We start from the raw sequence: 19,436 nt of genomic DNA on the forward strand, positions 1-19,436 counted from the left end.
CTGGAATAAGGGAAGAATAATTCCGGGCTATGATTCAGCCGTCTGGCGGTATGATATGTGTGGTCAGCCTATGAAATACTCGGAGTATGGGAACACCAACTCTAAGAATGGTTGGGAAGTTGACCACATCAAGCCGGTGGCCAAAGGCGGAGGGGACGAACTCGGAAACCTCCAGCCGCTGCAATGGGAAGACAATCGCAGCAAAGGGGATGCCTACCCCTGGTCTTGCAGTTAACCAATAACCCCTCTGAGTGAAAACTTCAGGGGCCTATTAACCTGCCAGGCTGGTTTATTTGTCCAGCTTGGCAGGTCCTTCGACACATCTGTCTATCGGCCTGCCCATTATCATCAAAACCTTCGCCTTTAGCCTCCCAGGGAGACGGCCAGGGCCGTGGTTAGTTTGACCACGTCCTGATTGGTTTTGCGCAGATGGCGGGAGAGGACCTGGGCCAGACGCAAGATCAGCTTGACCCCCATGGCGGGATTGCGCTCGATCAGGTCAAGAAAATCCTTTTGATGCAGCTCCAGCAAGGAGCAATCGGTCAGGGCAGTCACCGTGGCCGACCGGGTTTCGTTTTCCAGCAGGGCCATTTCGCCGAAATAGACTCCGTGCTCGGCGTTCAGGCGGATAAACACCCGCTCTTTGGGGGTGTCTTCATCCAGCACCAGGGTGAGTTGCTTGGTGATCTCCACTTCCCCGGATTGCATGATGAAGAGACTGTCGCCGGGGTCGCCTTCCAGGATGATGACCTCCCCGGCGGGAAAGACCCGGGGCACAGTGCGAGTGAGCACCTGATGAATTTCACCCTCTTCCAGATCCTGGAACAAGAAGATTTTCCGGAAAAAAGCGGCATCCTGCATCAGAGATCCGGCCTCTTTATAGCGATGACCACGGCATATTGGCGCGGCCCCACAATCTGGGAAAGGGGTGGATTGATCTGGTAGTCGACCTTGGTACGCCCCAGGAGATGGGACATCTTGGTTTCGGCAAATTTGCGACGGATAAAGTCATCAATGGCCGAAGGCTCGTCGGACAACAAGTCTTCGAGGCTCAAGGCCCGGCCCTCGGTATACACGCCGATGAGGATGCCCTGATGCTGTTCCTGGAGGAAGGCGGCAAACTCGCTCAAGGGACGACCGTTGAAATAACTGGGGACTTCCACATCCCACAGGGTTTGCCCATCCCCCAGGAGCAGCGAGGTGTAGACGCGGTACAGGGCCGGAGACGCGATGGCCCCCGCCAGGAGCGAGCTGTCGTATTGACCCCGGATCAAGACCTCCTCGGCTCCGGCCCGCTCAAGATAGGCGCGGTTTTCCGGCCGCAGCAGTTCGGCCAGGATGCGAATCTTGTTGTGGAGGGCCTTTAAGGTGAGGGCAGTGAACAGGGTGCGTTGATCCACCTGGGCCGCGGTTTCTCCCGGTTGCCGGTCGGCCAGGATAATGGCCTTGAAGGCCCCCCGGACATTGGCCTTCAGGAGGATATCTTCCCGGGAATAGTCCCCGCGCAGATAAAAGAGCGCCCCTTCGGGGAATCTTTCTTTGACGGCCTCCATCTGTTCAGGTGGAGCTTTGTTGATCAGAACCACCGGGATGGTCTGGGGCAGACGTATGAGCAACTGGTCCAGAAGGGCTTCCGCGTCTTCCGGCCACCCCAGGAGCAGGATATGTTGTGCGGCTTTAACGGCTTCCAAACCTCTCTCCTGGCGAAACTTGCGTTCAATGAAAACCGAGGCGACGGTAGCGGTAACCAGGGAAAGGCTGATAAACCCGATTACCATGAGGGAGATGCCCACCAAGCGGCCCAGAATGGTGACGGGCACCACGTCGCCGTAACCTACGGTGGTCAAGGTGACCAGGCCCCACCACACGGCCCGCCCGAAACGGTCATACCACGGCCCCTCGGCGGGTTCAACCAGGGCAAACCCGATGGCGCCCAAGAGCAGGATCACCATCAGGACCAGGACCAGGGAAAACACCCGTTCCCGATGCAGGGTCCGGAATAAGGAGGTGAGAGAATCTTTAAGCACAGCTCCCCGGCTTGGAGGGTTCAAAGTTCAAAGTTTAAGAAAGGTTCAAGGTTAAGAACTTCGGACTTTGAACCTTGAACCTTGAACTTTGGCTACGATGACAACCCCGGCACTCTACGGGCCCTGCCGGCCGTCCCTGTTGCTTAAGCCGCAGATGGCACCCTTTACATTGGCGGTGAAAGGCATTCTTGGCGTCCAAGCGGCCTGCCTTCGGCGTCAGGCCGTGGCAGGCCTGGCACTTCTGCACCGGCTGCCCTTCGTGCCAGACGTTGCGCCTCCCCTGATAGTCGTGATGGCACTGGGTGCAGCCTACCCGCCGGGCTTCATGGAGCTTGTGGCTGAATTGCACCGGCGGTTTCCGACTGGCAGCCGGGCCAGAAATTTTAAGGAGACTCGCCGCCGGCGGCTCGATGAGTCCGGCATGGGCTCCCAAAAGGGTCAGCATTGCGAGGACCAGCCCTGCCACAGAGGCCACACGACATCTGGTTAACCGCACTTCAGTCCTGATAATAGGAGGCGCAGGAGGTATCGGATTCCCAGACGTTGACCCGGTGGACGGTTACCCCGTCGCGATCGAAGATGGCCCCCAGGCGCTCGTAGAGGTAGCGGGCCAGATTTTCCGACGAAGGGTTGCGGTCCTGAAAAGCGGCCAGTTCATTTAAATACTTATGATCGATCTCTTCCAGCACCTCTTTGGTCCGGGCCTTGACCACGCCAAAATCCAGAAGCAGCCCGGCCTGGTCCAAGGTTTTGCCCGCCAGGAACACCTCAACTTTCCAGTTGTGGCCGTGAAGATTTTCACATTTCCCATAGAAGTTTTCCAGCCGGTGGGCGGCGGCAAATTGGGTGACGATTTTTACTTCATACATATTATCGAGGGCCCCCTTTGAGGGTGCGGAGCCGGGTCTCCATGCGGGTGACAAAATTTTTCAGGTCACTCTGCAAGGCGGCCAGTTCTTTATGGCGCTTGGCCAGGACAGTTTTCATTTCCTCCAGCCAAAACTCCAGGAGCGCCAGTTCCCGCTTCCGCAGTTCGTCTTCCACCCGGTTCTTTAATTGTTTGATCAGGGCTTCGTCCATATTATACCTAATTATGGGGAATTATATACTTGACTCTCTCATGGGGTAAGCCCAAGTCCAATCAGTGACGGAAAAGGTGCCACTTCAAGCATTGCCGAAAGGGTCGGTAGGGTGAAAACGCGTCCATCCGTGTCTCGAACCACTGGCCCCAATGCATCGTTGACTCGCGCCCAACCGATGCCACCAAGAACAGCGATCAGCGGGATTCCCCCAAGCCGATTCGACTCTCCCCGAAGTCTCGCGAAGCGCAACGCCTTGTCACGAGCCGTGCCTCCGTCATTTGTGCCTTTGCATTCAAGGAGCGCTCGAAGTGTTCCTGAACTATCGAACACCACAAAGTCTGGCGCCGGTGTAACTCGGACTTCAAACCGAGAGGCGATGTCACCCTGGTTGTGACTGCCCGTGCGAATGTAGGGCACGCCGTTATCTCTGAATAGCCCCTCTACCGCGTCCTCGATCAGGTCACCCCGTTTTTTGGATGTGGCATCCAATATCTGTCGAAACGCACCGCCGTAATGACGTTGATGCAGGAACAATGAGAAGGGCACCCCACCGGAAGCGAAGATCTGCACACTCTGCCAACCATTTTCGGTGTCAGGTTTTGATTGCTTACTGACAAGGTCACCCGGTGGAACGCCGAACAGAGAACTATCAATGATCTGGGAAAGAGTCTTGGCAGCGACCTTGGCTTGCTCATTTGTGGTTGCCGTACCGCTTCGTTCCATTGCGTCCACCTTGTTCGGTGACAAGGGGCTTAGGCCAACCGGCTCCCCAGCCATGATCGTTGCGTGAGCGAACTCCCCCTTCGTGAGTCCCATAATCGTACGGAATGCCAGCAGCGTTCTAGGATTGCTCACCAGAACCGAGGTCAACTCGGCTTCCGTCACCTTCGTGAATCCGGCCGTTGCCACATCAGCAGCGGCGTAGACCTGCTCGAAATACTCTCGTCCGTAAAAATGGTCCTCATGTATATAGGCGAAATCAGCGGCAAGATGCGGCACATACAGTAATCGTGCAATTTCAGCGTAAATACTTGGATGCTCGTTAGTCCCATGTTTCTGAGGAATTAAACGAATCTGCGCGATTCGCTGATCCCAACTGTTCGCTTCGGCAATCTTTGCGATTGTGGCCTGAATATTTGACACCGATTATCCGACCTTGAATAGATATCCGGGAATTTCAAGGGCAGAATTTTCGGCGATGCGGCGACGGGATTCATCAACGAAAGGTTCATGAATTTCGAATCCCGCCGCCTTACGTCCCAGGCGGCGAGCCACAACCACTGTGGTCCCCCCACCAGCGAATGGGTCTACCACGATCCCACTCTCAGGGCTGGCGACCCTAATGAAGAACTCGGCTAGTCCCTCGGGCATTGCTGCCGTGTGTGCAACGCCTCGATGCTGGTTGTATGTCTGTGCAACGGTCACCACGTTCCCTGGGTCCGCCCCGCCCAATAGATATGTTTTCGTTCGATCACGGCCAAAACCGGCCTCTGTGTTTCGCCTGCCAAGTTTATCTAATTTGCGTCTAGCGATCTCTGCGCAGTCTGCTTTATATGGAATTCTAATTGCATTCAAGTCAAAGTACGGCCTGGCACCCCGCGCAAAGTGGTAAACGTACTCAAAACTATCCTTGGTCCGTGGACCAAACCTACCCGGAACTGCATTTGGTTTCGCCCATATATAAGTCTCAATCCAACGCCAGCCCATCCGTTGAAGGGCAATAACCAACTCATAAACGTATGGGTGCCTCTGACCTTTTAGTGGACCTTGTTTGGCCACACGATTTTTTATATTAAGAATTAGGCTGCCGCTTTCGCTCGCAGCATGATACATCGCCTTGCCGAACGGCAGGAACCAGCCCACATATTGGTCTGGGTGTATCCGACTATACGCCCGGGCATCGGCATACGGGGGGCTCGTGAAGAAAAGGTCGATGCTGCCTCGGGGAAGGCGCGGCAACAAGTCCAAGGCATCACCATGTGTTATCCCTTCATCCAGAAATCGGGATAACGCTTGAGTGTCACCTCTGTTCTGCACGGTGCATCTCCAAAAGCCGCTTGTAAATGATTTTGTTAGGGAACCTCGTATAGAATCCCTTCTTATTGACTACTCTAAAAGTGCTGTCCTGTCAATTCATTGGCTATGGAAGGGATGAAATAATTGGCGGGAGAAAAGGCTTGGGACCGAACCGATCTGCATTTGAGCATAGGCGGATCGCCTTTAAAAATACCGGATGGGCCAGTGATGTTTGCGGGCTTGGAGCCTTAAACGCCAGGAAGGGTTAACCGCCACGGGGTTCCCGATGGACCGGAACATATGGGCATCCTGGATATGGTCCCCGTAAGCGTAGGAGCGGGACAAATCAAAGCCGTGGATATAGGATAAATCCTGCAAAAGAAATAACTTATTGGGCCCACGGGGGTGCAGGCCGTCGATGGCTCCGGTGAACTTACCGTTTGAGCGCTGCAATTCCGTGGCAATGAGCCAATCCGCCCCCAGTTCTTCTTTTAAAGGCGTCAGGAGTAAGGCCAGGGAGCCGCTCAACAGGGCCACGGCATGGCCCTGGATCTGGTGCTCCACAAGACAGGCCAATCCGTCCGGACTCACCCGGGGCGCGATGTCCGTTTGGTAGCACCGCCCGGCCAGGCGGGCTACTTCCTCCACCTCCAGCCCCGCCAGGTAACTCTTGTCCTGAAAGCGGCCCTGGGGACGGTAGGCCAACTGACCGAGGAAAGACAGGGCCTGAGACACGCTGATCAGGCGTTGCCGCACCAAATAGCGGAAAAAGAAGCGCTCTGTGTGCCCTTGAACCAGGGTCTGATCCACATCAAAAATAGCAACCACCCGGCTCATAACGTCCTCCGGCGGTGAAATTGTGGTGTCTTAAGCGGGGGTCAGGCTAAACTTTGCCAGCCTGGAACAGGACACGACCATCCTGGATTACCGGGAGGCCTCGAATCAGGCATAGTCCGGTAGTAAAGAATATAAGGCCTTGATTCACAGGATGCAAGGTTATGAGGATATTGGGGTCCTTGAGCGCCAGGGCCCAGGTGAGATAAAGAAGACCGAAAATCACGCCCTTGGCCAACCCATAGAGGGCCCGCATAAACCGGGAAGCCACCAGGAAGCGCCCCAGGGCGGAGTGCATCATGCCGAAACCCGATTTCCCCTGGGTAAGGGCCACGCCTCGAATACTGTCCACGATGAAGGAGCGGATTAAAAAGATAATGGGAACCCAGAGAGGCACCAGCCCCAGGTACATGAAAGTGATCCAGAGGATATTTTCCACGGCGCGGTCGATGGCGATGTCCAGCACCGCCCCAAGTTCGGTAACTTCTTGGCGCAGCCTGGCGACATAGCCGTCAAACCAATCCATGAGAAACAGGACGATCAGCAGCCCAAGGCCGCACAGGCGCGCGGCGAAATTAGGCACAAACAGAAGACCCACCAGGATTAACAGGAGTGGCAATCGGGCCAGGGTGATGAGGTTCGCTAAAGACATCGGCACCATTCCAGCAAGACTCTATAACGGAGAAGTTACCAGAATAATCTCCATGTTACAATTTGAACTCTACTTTTGGCTCAATTTGACCGGAGAAGTTATTTATAAGTGTGGCTCGCTCAGGGAGTTCCACTCCAGCCGCCTCAACCCAAAAGGACTTTTGTGCCGGCTAGTTTTGTGTTATGTTGAGTCGGACTGATAATCAGGCCGATTTTCCCAGCCAAGGTAGGCCTCCAGATGACCCACGACCGTCCGGATCGTACTGAGACCGTTGAGTTGATCGGGCAAAGATACCTGATCGTGCGCCAACTCCGGGAAGAACCCTGGGGAGAGGTGTGGCTGGCCCAGGACAACCTCCTGAGGATCGAGGTCGGCCTCAAACTCCTACCCCGGGACGATCCGGAGTGGGCCGCAGCCCGGGATATGTTTGAAAACGAGGCGATCCTGGGTCACAAGCTACGTCATCCCCAGATCCTGGGGATCTTCCATGTGGACAAGGCAGAAAGATTTCTCTACCTGGTGGAAGAACCCTTCGCCGGCGTCAGCCTCATGACCCATTTAAGCCGGCAAAAACGGTGCAGTATGGCGCAGGCTCTAGACCTGCTGGAGCGCCTGGGTCAAGCCCTGGCCTTTGCCCACCAGCAAGGAGAGGTGCATCAATCCCTCAACCCCGCCAATATTCTCTTGCAGGAAGACGACCTGCGTCTCGCCAATTTCGGCTTCGCTCCGGCCTTTGACGATCATCCGCTGTATTTGGAGCTCAAGGCTTATGTTCCTCCCGAAGTCATTCACGGGGATCGGCTCACACCCGCGGGCAATGTGTTTTCCTTAGGGGTTCTGGGCTTCCGGCTGGTGGCCGGCAGTCTGCCGTATCCCCTGACCTTTGACGAGCCCTTTCCCTACCGTTTGGAATACCCCCCGGCGGACCTGGAAGAGATTCCCGTTCCCTTGCAGAATGTGCTATTGCGGTGCCTGTCGGAGGACCCCGAGGAGCGGCTGCCCCATGCCGGCGCCTTTGTCAGCCAATTGCGCCAGGCCCGGGAGATGATACACGGGGTTTCCAAAGAACCCTACGCGTCCTCGCGGCCGGAAAGGTCTAGGGCTAAATGGGCACCGCTGGCTCAGGCCGGACCTCTCCTGAAAAAGGTTTGGGAGGAGAATAAGCCCCGGGCGCAAAAAGCCCGGGAAATGGCCGTAACGCACTGGAACTCGCTCAAACAGGCGCCCCGGCGGCTTTGGTGGGGGACGGGTCTGGCCGTGCTGCTTATCGCCCTCATTATTGGCGGGGTCAAGCTGGTCCACCAACCCGCATCGCAGCCACAATCCCCCAGGGTGGCGGCGCCGATGAGCTTGCCTCCCATGGGTGGCGGGCCGCCCTTGCTGGAGGCCGGCGAGGCCGGAACTCCCCGGGAGCCGGTCCCACCTGCCAGGCTGGCGACCGGGCCAACCACGGCCCCGGTGCAGGCTACACCGGGAGAAACCCCGCGGGCTAAAGAAGAGCGCTACCTCCTGGTAGTCGCCACCTATGCCAACATGAAGCAGGCTGAGGCCTTGCAGCAACGGCTCCGGGCCAAAAAAATTCATGCTGTTACCGTCACGCGGAAGGCCGGGGACAAAACTCTGTACCTGGTCCAGGTGGGTCCCGTCACCGGCGCCAAGGCCGCCGAAGACGCGGCCGGCCGCATCAAAAGCCAGGAAAAGATCACCCCGAAAGTCGTGAAACTGTCGCCTCGAACCGGCGGCGCCAACCAAGTGAGGAAGCCAGCCCGATGAATCCCCCGGTCATGACCACTGCGTTACCCTTAGGCCCCCGGCACCAGGGCAAAGTTCGAGACATTTACGACTTGGGTGACAAATTGCTCCTGGTGGCCACGGACCGCATGTCCGCCTTCGATGTGGTGATGAACGAGCCCATCCCTGATAAGGGCCGCATCCTGACCCAGTTGTCCGCCTTCTGGTTTAAGCACCTGGCGGACCTGACCCCCAATCACGTGATTTCGCTTGAGGTGGCGGACTTCCCCCCGGCCTGCCAGCCGTTCCGGGAGATTTTACAAGGCCGCACCATGCTGGTGCGCAAGTGCCGGCCCCTGCCGGTGGAGTGTATCGTCCGGGGTTATTTGTCCGGTTCCGGCTGGGCTGAGTACAAACAAACCGGAGCTATCGGTGGTTTGGCTTTGCCTACGGGGCTGGTGGAGTCCCAGAAGCTGCCGGAGCCCATCTTTACGCCCTCCACCAAGGCCGAGTTGGGGACCCACGACGAAAACATCTCCTTTGCCACCATGGCCGATAAGATCGGGGCTACGCTTGCCGCCCAGGTCAGGGATCTGAGCCTGGCTATCTATGGGCGCGCGCTGGCGTGGGCCGAGCCCCGGGGCGTCATTATTGCCGACACCAAGTTCGAATTCGGTCTGGCCGATAACCAACTTCTGCTCATCGACGAAGTCCTGACCCCCGACTCTTCCCGGTTCTGGCCCCAGGAGGACTATAAGCCCGGCGGTCCTCAGAAGAGCTACGACAAGCAATATCTGAGGGACTACCTGGAATCCCTGGGGTGGAACAAAAAGCCCCCGCCGCCGCCGCTGCCCGCGGACGTGATCGCCAACACCCGGTCCCGGTATATTCAGGCCTTAAAGACCCTTACCGGCGAAGCGTTATAGCGATTGCCAAGAGTTCTTTTGCGATTGATTTATGAATTTTGAGGGCACAGTGGGTTGTGCCCTCAAATCTTTTTGACCTACCAGCCGCTGCCCCCACCGCCGCCGCCTCCGCCGCCTGAGGACCCGCCGCCGCCGCTGCCCGAAGACGACCCGGGGGCAGAAGAGGAAGAAGAAATGGCGCTGGAAAAGGAGCTGCCCAGGCTGTCAGAAAACCGCGAGGTGTTAAAGCGGTCCCAGGAGCTACCGGAATACCAGATGGGGGTGTAGGGCTGCGCCTCGGTCCCGGCCTGGGCCAGCACCTCGGCGAATTGCTCGCTCCAGGCATTTTCCACATCCAGGGCCAGGGCGTAAGGGAGGTATTTCTCGAAGAGTTCCGGCGTCTTCTCCGGGGGATTGAGGAGGTTAAGGCGGTCTTTTTCCGCCACCGAGAGGTAGAGCTTGAAACCCTCGATCTGGTCCATGATCTTGCGGCCCGCCAGGGTGGGGGCCTTGAGCAGGTGGTAGAACAGGGCGTTCAGAAAGGCCATGGCGGCCAGGGTTACGGCCGCGGGGATGGACACGGCCGAGCTGATCATGACCACCCCGAAGATCTCCCCAATAAAAAAGGGCAAGGCAAACAGGGTGGTCAGCAGGGCCCCCAGAAATTTCCACAGACCACCGCTCCGGGCGGTTTTCCATTTGGTGTAGACCGTGACCGCCAGAAAGTAGCAAGCCACCGTCCAGATGGTTAGCCATAAGGCACCGAAGCCCGCGGCCGTGCGGTCCCGGGCGGTGAGGATGACAAAGGCCGCTCCCAGTAAGGTAATGATAATCCCGGGGGTCAAGTAGCCCGAGTTGGTGACGAAGTAGATCTTTTCTAATTCCGTCTTGAGACTTTTCTTCAACGCGTCAATGGCGGCCTTAATCTTGGTGTGGTTCTTATTTTCCAATTTAATGGAACCCTTCCCCAGGAAGAGTTGCGTGGCGATGAGTTCTTCGCCCCGGGACAGGGCCTGCTTGGGGGCGTCCCGGCGAATCAGGGTGTAATCGCCGCCGTCCTCCTGGATGAGCACGGCCCCTTTTACGGCCAGGTCCACGACCGCGGCGGCAAAAGCCTTGTCATCATAGCCCATGCGGCTGAGGTAGCGCACTCCTGCAGGTGAAAACCCCGAAGGCGGGGTGTACAAGGGGATGATGGTGCCGGTGGCCGGGTCCCGGCCCACCCGGTTCCAGACCCAGAGATAGTATCCCAGGAGCGCTATCAGCCAGAGGAGGCCCAGGGCCATGGCCATATTGTCCTGGAGGAAGAAGCCCATTTTTTCCTGGCCGGAGGGCTCGTGTACCACGCCCTTGGGCCAGGCCACCGCCACGGTGAGGCCCTCTTTGGGCGCCAAACCCCGGGTGGTCTTGAAAACGATGTTGTGCTCTCCTTGTTGCACCGTAACATCGTGACCCTGGTCCCCTTGATAACCGGTGTAGGCAGCATAGCGAAGAATTTTAGCCTTGGGTGGCAGCTCGATGATGGCTTCCGCCTTATCGATGGGAAAAGTCCAACCGTTGCCGGTGACGTTCCAGTACAGTTCGTCAAAGTCCTTGAAAAAACCAAGCTCCCGGTCGGCCCGGTACCGGATGGTGTAGGTATGGACCCCGGGCTTGAGAAACACGTCTTTTTGGCCGATAAAAATCTTGACGCCGTTGCTCACCCGCTGGGTATGATAGGGCTCGGGCCGGCCGTCCCGCAAGACCTCGGTTACAGCGAAACCCACCGTGACGGTGTTGCCCAGACGGTCCCGGTAGGTGGTGGGGAAGTCCCGGATGATGCCACGCTTGATCTCCCGCCCGGTGGCCTGGACCGTGATGTGCTCCGTGACGCTCATGGCGGCGTCGGTATGGACCGTGATGACGCTCTGGAAATCGAGAATTCTCTCGGATTGGGCCGCGGCGGGGGCGGCTCCGATCACGAGGCCCAAATAGAGGGGTGCCAGGATCAAGAGGAAGAGGCGCTTCATGGCGATGGGGTCCGTTCCTTAGGGGAAAGCAACCTTGGGCACGGCCCGGTCGGCGGCGTCGGCGATTTCAAAGTATTCCACCGGGGCAAAGTGAAACGTCCCGGCAATCAAGTTACTGGGGAAAGACTGGATCAGGATGTTGAAGTTGCGGGCCGCGCCGTTGTAGTAGCGCCGGGACAGTTGGATCTGGTCCTCGATGTCGGCCAGGGACTGCTGGAGCTGGATGAAATTTTGCGAGGCCTTAAGGTCGGGATAGTTTTCGGCCACCGCGAAGAGGTTCCCCAGGGCTGCGCCCAGGGCTCCTTCCGCCCGGGCCTTGCCGCCTACACCTTGGGCTTCCAGGCTCTTGGTGCGCAATTCCGTCACCTGGTCCAGGACACCCCGCTCGTGGCCCATGTAGCCCTTGACTGACTCGATGAGGTTGGGGATGAGGTCGGCCCGGCGCTTGAGCTGCACGTCGATGCCACTCCAGCCCTCGGCCACCATGTTCTTGTTGGTTACCAGCCGGTTGTAAATCGTCACGGCCCCGACTAACAGGAGCACCACCACGCCTAGGAGAATGTATCCGGTCATTAAAACCCCTTTGTCTGCTGGAGTGAACAGGCGTCTCGTCTGTTCTTCTGGAAGGTCAAAAATCCGAAACTTTAGGCGCTTTCAATTCCTGAACGGTGAGTTCGCCAAACCATTTTCGCTTATTCCCGCAGCAGGGCCCGGAACAGGGTTTTCGCACCTTGCGAAAATAGCCGATGCAACCTACGTGAATTGGATCGGTCGGTTTCCACAAATTCTTTAATTCCGGATGGTAGGTATTCCAAAGGCGGCGGGCAATGCGGTTGGATTTGGATAGGCGAGGGCCTCTCATTTTAGCCAAAATTCCCTTTAATACCGTGGTTGTGGTGGGCAGTGCCCACCCTATATTGCTATTTTATAAGGCAAGAAAGTTTTACCTGAAATACCTAGAATATAAAGTTTTCTAAAATCTAAAGGTAAATTAATTACATTAGATTCTATAAATTTATTTAACACCTCAAGATCTCTTTGGTTACCATATCTTGGAGCAAGGTTATCATCTATTACAATAACCAAGATATGATTTTTCCCATAATTCTTTGGTTTGCACTTTTGGCCAGCACACTGCTTAATTAGAGCAAAATTCTTTTGTAATAATTCAAAATGATTGGCTACTTCATTTCCAACAAAAATCTTATGCCCCGTTTTCTCGTTTCCCCTGGATTTAAGAGGTCCAGTTAAGCAAACGTGACCATGCTCGACAAGGTATTTAGTCCTTAAATGGTCATCCTTGCCATCAATTGCCAACGTAAATTCTATTTTTTGCTCAATAGGTGGTGAGCAAGAATTATTACGAATAATCGCGTCAAAATTATCATTTCCTAGATTTGGGATGCAGATGATATCGCATCGGTCTGCATATAGGATATTGGCTAATAGGCTCAAGGGCAATATTTCTTCAAGGAATTTCTTAGTAAGCTCTTTTTTTAGCAGTACATAGTGGTGGCCTTCTTTAGAATTGGCAAATTCTCGATTCTTTTTCTCCCACCAAAGAGAAAGTTCACCCGGTGTTCGTTCTTTCTCCATATCCTCTTTGGTGAGAATTGCTGAAGGGTCAATTACCATGTCAGATTTGTCAGCCGCAAGGTGCGCAGTGCGCACCCTACCTTTTACTTAAGGGATTGGGGGACGGGGGTAAGGGCTCTCGCCCTTAGCCCCTTACCCCACAATCAATCATTTTCTATCCCTTCGCCTTTTGGGCGATGACTTCGTAGACTTGTTCCAGGGCGGCGGGGAGTTTGTCTTTGTCGGGGCCGCCGGCTTGGGCCATGTCGGGGCGGCCGCCGCCGCTGCCGCCGACTACCGGGGCGATGGCTTTGATGATCTCACCGGCGGGGAAGCGTTTGGTGAGGTCTTTGGTCACCAGGGCGATGAGCATGACTTTTTCGGTGGCGTCGCTGCCCAGGACCACGATGCCGCTTTTGAGCTTATCCTGGAACTTTACCGCAAAGTCCCTCAGGGTCTTGGGATCGGCGGCGTCGACCTTCAGGGCCAGGACCGAGACGCCGTCCACCTGGCGCACCTGGTCCATGAGGTCTTTGGCCTGGGTCGAGGCCAGGCGGCCTTTGAGGGCCTCCAGTTCCTTTTCCAGTTTTTTCGAGCGCTCCAACGTCTTTTCCAGGCGGGTCACCAGATCGGCCCGGCTGCCCTTGAGGAGGCTGGCGGCCTGATCCAATTCCCGGGCCTGCTCCTGGGTGAGTTTTACGGCCTCCACGCCGCAGACCGCCTCGATACGGCGGATGCCCGCGGCGATGGAGGTTTCGGTGGTGATTTTGCACAGGCCCAAGTCACCGGTGCGCTCGACGTGGGTGCCACCGCAGAGTTCCTGGCTGACCTCCGGGATGGCCACTACCCGGACATTGTCGCCGTATTTTTCTTCGAACAGGGCCGTGGCCCCCAGGTCCATGGCTTCGGTCATGGTCATCTGATCGGTGTGCACCGGCAGGTTGGCCGTCACGGCCTGGTTCAGGTCCAGCTCGATGGCCTCCAGTTCCTCGGGGGTGATGCCCTTGAAGTGGGTAAAGTCGAAACGCAAACGGTCCGGGTCCACCAGGGAGCCGGACTGTTTGACGTGATCGCCCAGATGGCGCCGCAAGGCTGCCTGGAGGAGATGGGTGGCGGTGTGGTGGGCCATGATGCGACGGCGCCGCTTGGCGTCTACTTCCAAATGGGCCGGGTCATTGACATGGACCACACCTTTCTCCACCTTACCCTGGTGCACGATGAGGTCGTTGGGCAGCTTCTGGGTGGCGGTCACCCGGACGAGCCAGCCGTCGCCGGAGATGCTGCCCGTGTCCCCCACCTGGCCGCCGGATTCGCCGTAAAAGGGGCTCGCCCCGGTGATGACCTCCACTTCCTGCCCGGCCTCGGCCTGGGCGTTGTGGCCGGACTCCACGATGAGGGCCAGGATGGTGCTGTCGCCTTGCAGGGCGTCATAGCCCAGAAATTGGGTGGGGGGCCATTCCGCCAGTTCCTGGTAGACCATGGGGAGTTCCTCCCCGGGGCCGCCTTTCCAGGACTGCCGGGAGGCTTCCCTTTGGGCCTGCATGTTGGCTTCGAAGCCTTCCAGGTCCAGCACCAGGCCCTCTTCCCGCAGGGTGTCCTGGACCAGGTCCAGGGGGAAGCCGTAGGTGTCGTAGAGCTTGAAGGCCACCTCCCCTGGCAGAATTTTCTGGCTGTGGTGCTTGAGATAGTCCAACTCCTCGCCCAAGAGCTTGAGGCCGTGGTCCAGGGTGTCGGCGAAACGCTCTTCCTCGCCCGTGACCACCTGGGTCATGATATGGTGCATCTGGCGGAGTTCGGGATAGACTTCACCCATGAGTTCGACCACCCGGTCGCAGACTTGGGTGAGGAACGGCGTCTTGAGGTTGAGGAGGCGGCCGAAGCGGATGGCCCGGCGCATGATGCGGCGCAGCACGTAGCCCCGGCCTTCGTTGGAGGGCAGCACGCCGTCGGCGATGAGGAAGGCGGTGGCCCGGCTGTGGTCGGCGATGACCCGGAAGGGCACGTTCTGGGCTTCGCTCGCGCCGTAAGACTGCCCGGCCAGGGCCTCGATGCCGGCAATCACCGGCCGCAGCAGGTCGCAGTCGAAGTTGCTCTTAACACCCTGGATGACGGCGCAGAGGCGCTCGAGCCCCATGCCGGTGTCGATACTGGGTTTGGGCAGAGGATGGAGCACGCCGTCCGGAGTGCGGTTGTACTGCATGAAGACCAGGTTCCAGATCTCAAGATACCGGTCGCACTCGCACTTGCCGATGCCGCACTCGGGGCCGCAGGACATGGCTTCGCCCTGGTCGATGAGGATTTCGGAGCACGGCCCGCAGGGCCCCGTATCGCCCATGGCCCAAAAATTGTCCTTTTCGCCCATACCGATTATGCGAGACGGCGGCAACCCGCTGATTTTCTCCCAGAGGCGGGCCGCTTCTTCGTCTTCGTGGAACACGGTGGCCCAGAGCTTATCCGCGGGGAGTTTAAAGTGCTGGGTCAAAAGCTCCCAGGCCATCTCGATGGCTCCTTCCTTGAAATAATCGCCGAAGGAAAAGTTTCCCAGCATTTCAAAGAAGGTGTGGTGCCGGGCGGTGAAGCCCACGTTTTCCAGGTCGTTGTGTTTGCCGCCGGCCCGGACGCACTTCTGAGAACTGGCGGCCCGGGTGTAGGGCCGGGGGTCTTCTCCCGTGAACACCTTTTTAAACTGCACCATGCCTGCATTGGTAAACAAAAGCGTTGGGTCGCCTGCGGGCACCAGGGAGGAACTGGGCACCCGGGTATGGCCCTTGGAGGCGAAGAAGCGTAAGAAGGTCTCCCGGATCTCGCGGCTGGTCATATCCTACTCCTGTGTCTGGGCTGGGGCCTCTTCGGGCAACAAGCCGTGGAAAGCCCGGATTTGTTTCTCCAGGTCCCCGGCCAGCTCGGGGTGCTCTTTCAGGTAAGTCTTGGCGTTCTCCCGACCCTGGCCGATGCGGTCGGAGCCGTGGCTGAACCAGGCGCCACTTTTGGCGATGAGGCCCTGGGCCGTGGCCAGATCCAGGAGGTCGCCTTCCCGGGAGATGCCCTGGCCGTAGATAATGTCGAACTCGGCCTCTCTGAAGGGAGGGGCCAGCTTATTTTTGACCACCTTGACCCGGGCGTGCACCCCGATGGCTTCGTCGCCCTGCTTGATGGCGCCGATCTTGCGGATGTCCAGGCGCATGGAGGCATAGAACTTCAGGGCGTTGCCGCCGGTGGTGGTCTCGGGGTTGCCGAACATCACCCCGATCTTGTGGCGGATCTGGTTGATGAAGATCACCGAGGTCATGGACTTGCTAATGGCTGAGGTGAGTTTGCGCAGAGCCTGGGACATGAGGCGGGCTTGGGAGCCCATCTGGGCATCCCCCATGTCGCCTTCGATCTCGGAGCGGGGCACCAGGGCGGCCACTGAATCCACCACCGCTACGTCGATGGCGTTACTGCGCACCAGGATCTCGGTGATTTCCATGGCCTGTTCGCCGGAATCGGGCTGGGAAATGAGCAGGTCCTCGGTCTTGACCCCCAGCTTGCGGGCATAGACCACGTCCAGGGCGTGTTCGGCATCGATAAAAGCCGCCACCCCGCCCCGGCGCTGGGCCTCGGCGATGACGTGCAAGGCCAGGGTGGTTTTCCCGGAGGATTCCGGGCCGTAGATTTCGATGACGCGGCCCCGGGGTACGCCGCCAATCCCCAAGGCCAGGTCCAGGGACAGACAGCCGGTGGGGATCACCGCCACATCCATTTTTTCATCGGCTCCTAAGCGCATGATGGCGCCCTTGCCGTAATTCTTTTCAATCTGTCCCAGGGCCTGATCCAGGGCCTTGGTGCGGTCTGCGGAGGGTTGGTCACTCATATGTTGTTCCTTATAGTTTTATTTTTCCTGTATAGGGCGTGCCGCGCACGCCGCTTTTGTTCGGCGGCCATGGGCCGCCCTATGATTCTATTTCCCCAGCGGAATCACCTTCAGCCGCGTATACTTCGACCCCTGGGGGGACAGGACGCTTTGAAAGAGGATCAACTCTTTAACCGGAAACGGCGGCCAGTCCACCGGCGGCAGCTTTTCCAGCATTTTTGCCAGCTTCTCCCGGTTGGCCGGGGACTTCACCCGGCCCAGGGTGAGATGGGGGTTAAAGGCCCGGCCTTCGGGGAGGTAACCCAGGGTGGCGAAGGCCTTCTCCAGGTGGTGATAAAGGCGCGTCAGAGGCACCATGTCTCCGCCCAGCCCCAGCCAGACCACTCGGGGGGCCTTGGTGGATGGAAAGGCGCCGGCCATGGTCGCCTTAAGCTGAAACGGATCCTCGGTTTGCACCACCTCCCGGGCCGCCAGGGCCAGAGTATCAATCTCATCATCGGGTACGTTACCGAAAAATTTTAAGGTGAGGTGGATGTTGCCCACCGCCACCCAGCGCACGTCGGCGTGGCTGCGCTTCAGCTCCCCCTGGAGCAGGGCCAGGTTAGCCCGGAGTGCTTCGGGCATCTCAATGGCCAGGAAAGCACGGATCATGGCGTCTTACTCGAATGCATAAATATTGTTGTTTCTAACCACACCCCCCTCACCCCAACCCTCTCCCCCCGCCGGGGGGAGAGGGAGTGATGAAGGTCCGTAATTATCGGCTCGTTCCAAAGTGCAACTTGGGAACGAGTGGAAATGTGCGGGTCATGTTAGTCTTCAGTCTTTAGTGGGGAGTGTCCCCCCCCACCGCTTTGTTCGCACAGGCGAGACGCCTGTGCCACCAATTAAACCTTTTTTAGGAAAATGGTGGGCAGTGCCCTACCTACATTTTTTTCAACGTCCTTCGCAGCCGGTCCAGGGCGGTTTCGGCGGTCAGGGTTTTGATCTGGGTCCGGTTGCCGTGAAACTGATAGTGCCAGACGTCTTCGCCAAAGGGGGTGCTCAGGCCGATATACACGGTGCCCACAGGTTTAGCGATGCTCCCGCCGCTGGGGCCGGCAATGCCCGTCACTGAGAGGCCCACGGCGGCGCGGAAGGTTTCCCGCACGCCTCGCGCCATGTCCCGAGCGGTTTCCGGACTGACTGCCCCTTTTTGGGCCAATTCTTCCGCCGGTACCCGCAGCAAATCATGTTTGGCCTCGTTGCTATAGCTCACCACGCCGCCCAGAAAGTAGTCCGAGGAGCCGGCAACATTGGTAATGCGATGCCCGATAAGCCCGCCCGTACAAGATTCCGCCACCGCCAGGGTGAGGCCGCGTTCCTTGAGCAGGCGGCCTACCAGTTCCTCCAGGGTTACTGCATTGGAACCTATGAGCGCTTCTCCCACCTCTTGGGCCAGCGTATAAGTGAGGCGATCCAGGGAGGCGTTGAGTTCGGCGCGGTCAATGCCCCGCACCGTCAGACTCAGATGGGTTTCGGGAAAATTGGGATAATATCCCACCGTCACGCCCTGTTGAAAATCCGGTAAGCGGCAGATAACCCCCTGCAACTGGGCTTCGGCAATCCCGAACAGGCGCAGGGTGCGCCGGACCCAAAATTCTTCCGGGTTGGCCCAATCTAACAGACTGGGGAGCACGATGTTGTTAAACAGACTGCGCATCTCCTGGGGCACCCCGGGCAGGAAAAACAGGCGCACTTCCTGGTGCTGCACGGCAAAGCCGCAGGTCATGCAGCCGGGGTCCAAAAGCTGCGCTCCTTCCGGGATCAGGGCCAGGCCGGCATAGCGCTCCTCCCAGGGGATTTGCCGCTCGCCCAGGCAGCGCTTAATGCGGTCTAACAGGCCTTCATGGACCACCAGCCGCCGATTTAAGGCCAGGGCTGCAGCGGGGAGGGTGACGTCGTCTTCGGTGGGCCCCAGGCCCCCGGTGACAATGATAAATTGGGAGCGGGCCAAGGCCCGGTCCAGGACTTCGCGGATCAGGGGGGTCTGGTCCCCTACCGTGGTGATGCGCGCCACCGTCAACCCGGCCTCGAACAGCCGCCGGGCGGCATAATGGGCATTGCAGTCAACCACCAGGCCGGTAATCAACTCCGTGCCGGTGGCAATGATTTCGCCGTGCATCATAAGCAGTTGCCAGTGGTCAGTGGTCAGTGGTCAGTAAAAGTCAGTTGTTTTTCTGACAACTGATAACTAACCCCTGACAACTATTCCGTCTCTAGCCCCCTCCCCAAAGTATCATAACAATTTCCACGATCATCCGCCCGATTACCCCCGCGGCCACGTCGTCGGCCATGATTTCCAGGCCGCCGTGGCCTTCGCCGAACCAGCGGATGGGGCCGGGTTTGAAGATGTCCAGGGTTCTAAAGACAATAAACCCCAGGACTGCGGCCGGCCAACTTGGGGTGACCCCGGCCAGGGTGATGAGCAGCCCCACCACTTCGTCCACCACGATGGCCGGGTGGTCGGTGCGTCCCAAATAGGCCTGGGCGGGGCCTGCGGCAATCAAGCCCAGGATCATCAGGGCCGCCACCCCCAAGGCATACCCCCAGGGACCGATTTGTGCGAGCAGGTACCAGAGCGGCAGGGCCGCCAGAGTGCCCCAGGTGCCGGGCATAAAAGGCAGGTAGCCGACTCCGCCCCAGGTGGCCAGGGCCAGGATCATACGGGACACCCGGGTTTTCGGCCTCACCGTTTTACACCTCTAACATTTTA

At 58.1% G+C, this 19,436-nt stretch carries 20 protein-coding genes; 4 read left to right on the forward strand and 16 right to left on the reverse strand.

What is annotated here, in order from left to right; genetic code table 11:
• Positions 1 to 55: 55 nt before the first annotated feature.
• The gene (locus tag WC600_09380) at positions 56 to 235 is read left to right on the forward strand and encodes an HNH endonuclease signature motif containing protein (protein MFA4902945.1); all 180 of its coding nucleotides are present in this window, start codon (positions 56 to 58) and stop codon (positions 233 to 235) included.
• Positions 236 to 363: 128 nt separating this feature from the next.
• Here the strand turns inward: WC600_09380 and WC600_09385 are convergent, their stop codons facing one another.
• Genes WC600_09385 through WC600_09410 form a run of 6 tightly spaced genes read right to left on the reverse strand, consistent with a single transcriptional unit; the run spans position 364 to position 4,252 of the window.
• Positions 364 to 861: a cyclic nucleotide-binding domain-containing protein gene (locus WC600_09385; GenBank protein MFA4902946.1), complete on the reverse strand. Its 498-nt coding sequence runs from the start codon at positions 859 to 861 to the stop codon at positions 364 to 366.
• A complete protein-coding gene (locus WC600_09390) occupies positions 861 to 2,027 on the reverse strand; it encodes a potassium channel family protein (protein MFA4902947.1) in 1,167 nt (388 codons plus the stop codon). The genes WC600_09385 and WC600_09390 overlap by 1 nt, the downstream gene beginning before the upstream one ends.
• A 34-nt stretch (positions 2,028 to 2,061) precedes the next feature.
• Positions 2,062 to 2,493: a cytochrome c3 family protein gene (locus WC600_09395; protein ID MFA4902948.1), complete on the reverse strand. Its 432-nt coding sequence runs from the start codon at positions 2,491 to 2,493 to the stop codon at positions 2,062 to 2,064.
• Between the two features lie 31 nt (positions 2,494 to 2,524).
• Positions 2,525 to 2,896: a 6-carboxytetrahydropterin synthase QueD gene (gene queD, locus WC600_09400; GenBank protein ID MFA4902949.1), complete on the reverse strand. Its 372-nt coding sequence runs from the start codon at positions 2,894 to 2,896 to the stop codon at positions 2,525 to 2,527.
• 1 nt (position 2,897) lies between these two features.
• Complete coding sequence (locus WC600_09405) at positions 2,898 to 3,107, reverse strand: hypothetical protein (GenBank protein ID MFA4902950.1); 210 nt, start codon at positions 3,105 to 3,107, stop codon at positions 2,898 to 2,900.
• A gap of 38 nt (positions 3,108 to 3,145) precedes the next feature.
• Positions 3,146 to 4,252 carry a hypothetical protein gene (locus tag WC600_09410; GenBank protein ID MFA4902951.1) on the reverse strand — a complete coding sequence of 369 codons (1,107 nt, stop codon included), beginning with the start codon at positions 4,250 to 4,252 and terminating at the stop codon, positions 3,146 to 3,148.
• An 87-nt stretch (positions 4,253 to 4,339) separates the two neighbouring features.
• Here WC600_09410 and WC600_09415 point away from each other — a divergent pair, with 87 nt between their 5' ends.
• Complete coding sequence (locus WC600_09415) at positions 4,340 to 4,468, forward strand: hypothetical protein (protein MFA4902952.1); 129 nt, start codon at positions 4,340 to 4,342, stop codon at positions 4,466 to 4,468.
• A gap of 861 nt (positions 4,469 to 5,329) precedes the next feature.
• Here WC600_09415 and WC600_09420 read toward each other — a convergent pair.
• Both WC600_09420 and WC600_09425 read right to left on the reverse strand, forming a co-directional pair.
• Positions 5,330 to 5,962, reverse strand: coding sequence for an HAD-IB family hydrolase (locus WC600_09420; protein ID MFA4902953.1), 633 nt, complete (start codon positions 5,960 to 5,962; stop codon positions 5,330 to 5,332).
• A gap of 46 nt (positions 5,963 to 6,008) precedes the next feature.
• The gene (locus WC600_09425) at positions 6,009 to 6,611 is read right to left on the reverse strand and encodes a CDP-alcohol phosphatidyltransferase family protein (protein ID MFA4902954.1); all 603 of its coding nucleotides are present in this window, start codon (positions 6,609 to 6,611) and stop codon (positions 6,009 to 6,011) included.
• A 237-nt stretch (positions 6,612 to 6,848) separates the two neighbouring features.
• Between WC600_09425 and WC600_09430 the strand changes: the two genes are divergently transcribed.
• Both WC600_09430 and WC600_09435 read left to right on the forward strand, forming a co-directional pair.
• Complete coding sequence (locus WC600_09430; GenBank protein ID MFA4902955.1) at positions 6,849 to 8,384, forward strand: protein kinase; 1,536 nt, start codon at positions 6,849 to 6,851, stop codon at positions 8,382 to 8,384.
• Positions 8,381 to 9,268, forward strand: coding sequence for a phosphoribosylaminoimidazolesuccinocarboxamide synthase (locus WC600_09435; GenBank protein ID MFA4902956.1), 888 nt, complete (start codon positions 8,381 to 8,383; stop codon positions 9,266 to 9,268). The genes WC600_09430 and WC600_09435 overlap by 4 nt, the downstream gene beginning before the upstream one ends.
• 77 nt (positions 9,269 to 9,345) lie before the next feature.
• On the opposite strand, the gene WC600_09440 is transcribed toward WC600_09435, so the two are convergent.
• The 8 genes from WC600_09440 to WC600_09475 all read right to left on the reverse strand — a co-directional run bounded on the left by WC600_09440 (position 9,346) and on the right by WC600_09475 (position 19,413).
• Complete coding sequence (locus WC600_09440) at positions 9,346 to 11,256, reverse strand: DUF2207 domain-containing protein (GenBank protein MFA4902957.1); 1,911 nt, start codon at positions 11,254 to 11,256, stop codon at positions 9,346 to 9,348.
• 18 nt (positions 11,257 to 11,274) lie between these two features.
• Positions 11,275 to 11,829 carry a LemA family protein gene (locus tag WC600_09445; GenBank protein ID MFA4902958.1) on the reverse strand — a complete coding sequence of 185 codons (555 nt, stop codon included), beginning with the start codon at positions 11,827 to 11,829 and terminating at the stop codon, positions 11,275 to 11,277.
• A gap of 339 nt (positions 11,830 to 12,168) precedes the next feature.
• Positions 12,169 to 12,852 carry a hypothetical protein gene (locus WC600_09450; protein MFA4902959.1) on the reverse strand — a complete coding sequence of 228 codons (684 nt, stop codon included), beginning with the start codon at positions 12,850 to 12,852 and terminating at the stop codon, positions 12,169 to 12,171.
• A 154-nt stretch (positions 12,853 to 13,006) separates the two neighbouring features.
• Positions 13,007 to 15,649 (reverse strand): alanine--tRNA ligase, encoded by a 2,643-nt coding sequence (gene alaS / locus WC600_09455; GenBank protein ID MFA4902960.1) that lies wholly within the window; start codon positions 15,647 to 15,649, stop codon positions 13,007 to 13,009.
• Positions 15,650 to 15,652: 3 nt separating this feature from the next.
• Positions 15,653 to 16,684: a recombinase RecA gene (recA, locus tag WC600_09460; GenBank protein ID MFA4902961.1), complete on the reverse strand. Its 1,032-nt coding sequence runs from the start codon at positions 16,682 to 16,684 to the stop codon at positions 15,653 to 15,655.
• Positions 16,685 to 16,771: 87 nt separating this feature from the next.
• Positions 16,772 to 17,335 carry an RNA 2',3'-cyclic phosphodiesterase gene (gene thpR, locus WC600_09465; protein ID MFA4902962.1) on the reverse strand — a complete coding sequence of 188 codons (564 nt, stop codon included), beginning with the start codon at positions 17,333 to 17,335 and terminating at the stop codon, positions 16,772 to 16,774.
• Positions 17,336 to 17,606: 271 nt separating this feature from the next.
• Positions 17,607 to 18,848, reverse strand: a complete 1,242-nt coding sequence (locus WC600_09470; protein ID MFA4902963.1) for a competence/damage-inducible protein A — start codon at positions 18,846 to 18,848, stop codon at positions 17,607 to 17,609.
• A 91-nt stretch (positions 18,849 to 18,939) separates the two neighbouring features.
• Entirely contained in the window at positions 18,940 to 19,413 is a 474-nt protein-coding gene (locus tag WC600_09475; protein ID MFA4902964.1) for a phosphatidylglycerophosphatase A, read from the reverse strand.
• Between the last annotated feature and the right edge of the window lie 23 nt (positions 19,414 to 19,436).

It is taken from the genome of Desulfobaccales bacterium, assembly GCA_041648175.1.
Classification (GTDB): domain Bacteria; phylum Desulfobacterota; class Desulfobaccia; order Desulfobaccales; family 0-14-0-80-60-11; genus 0-14-0-80-60-11.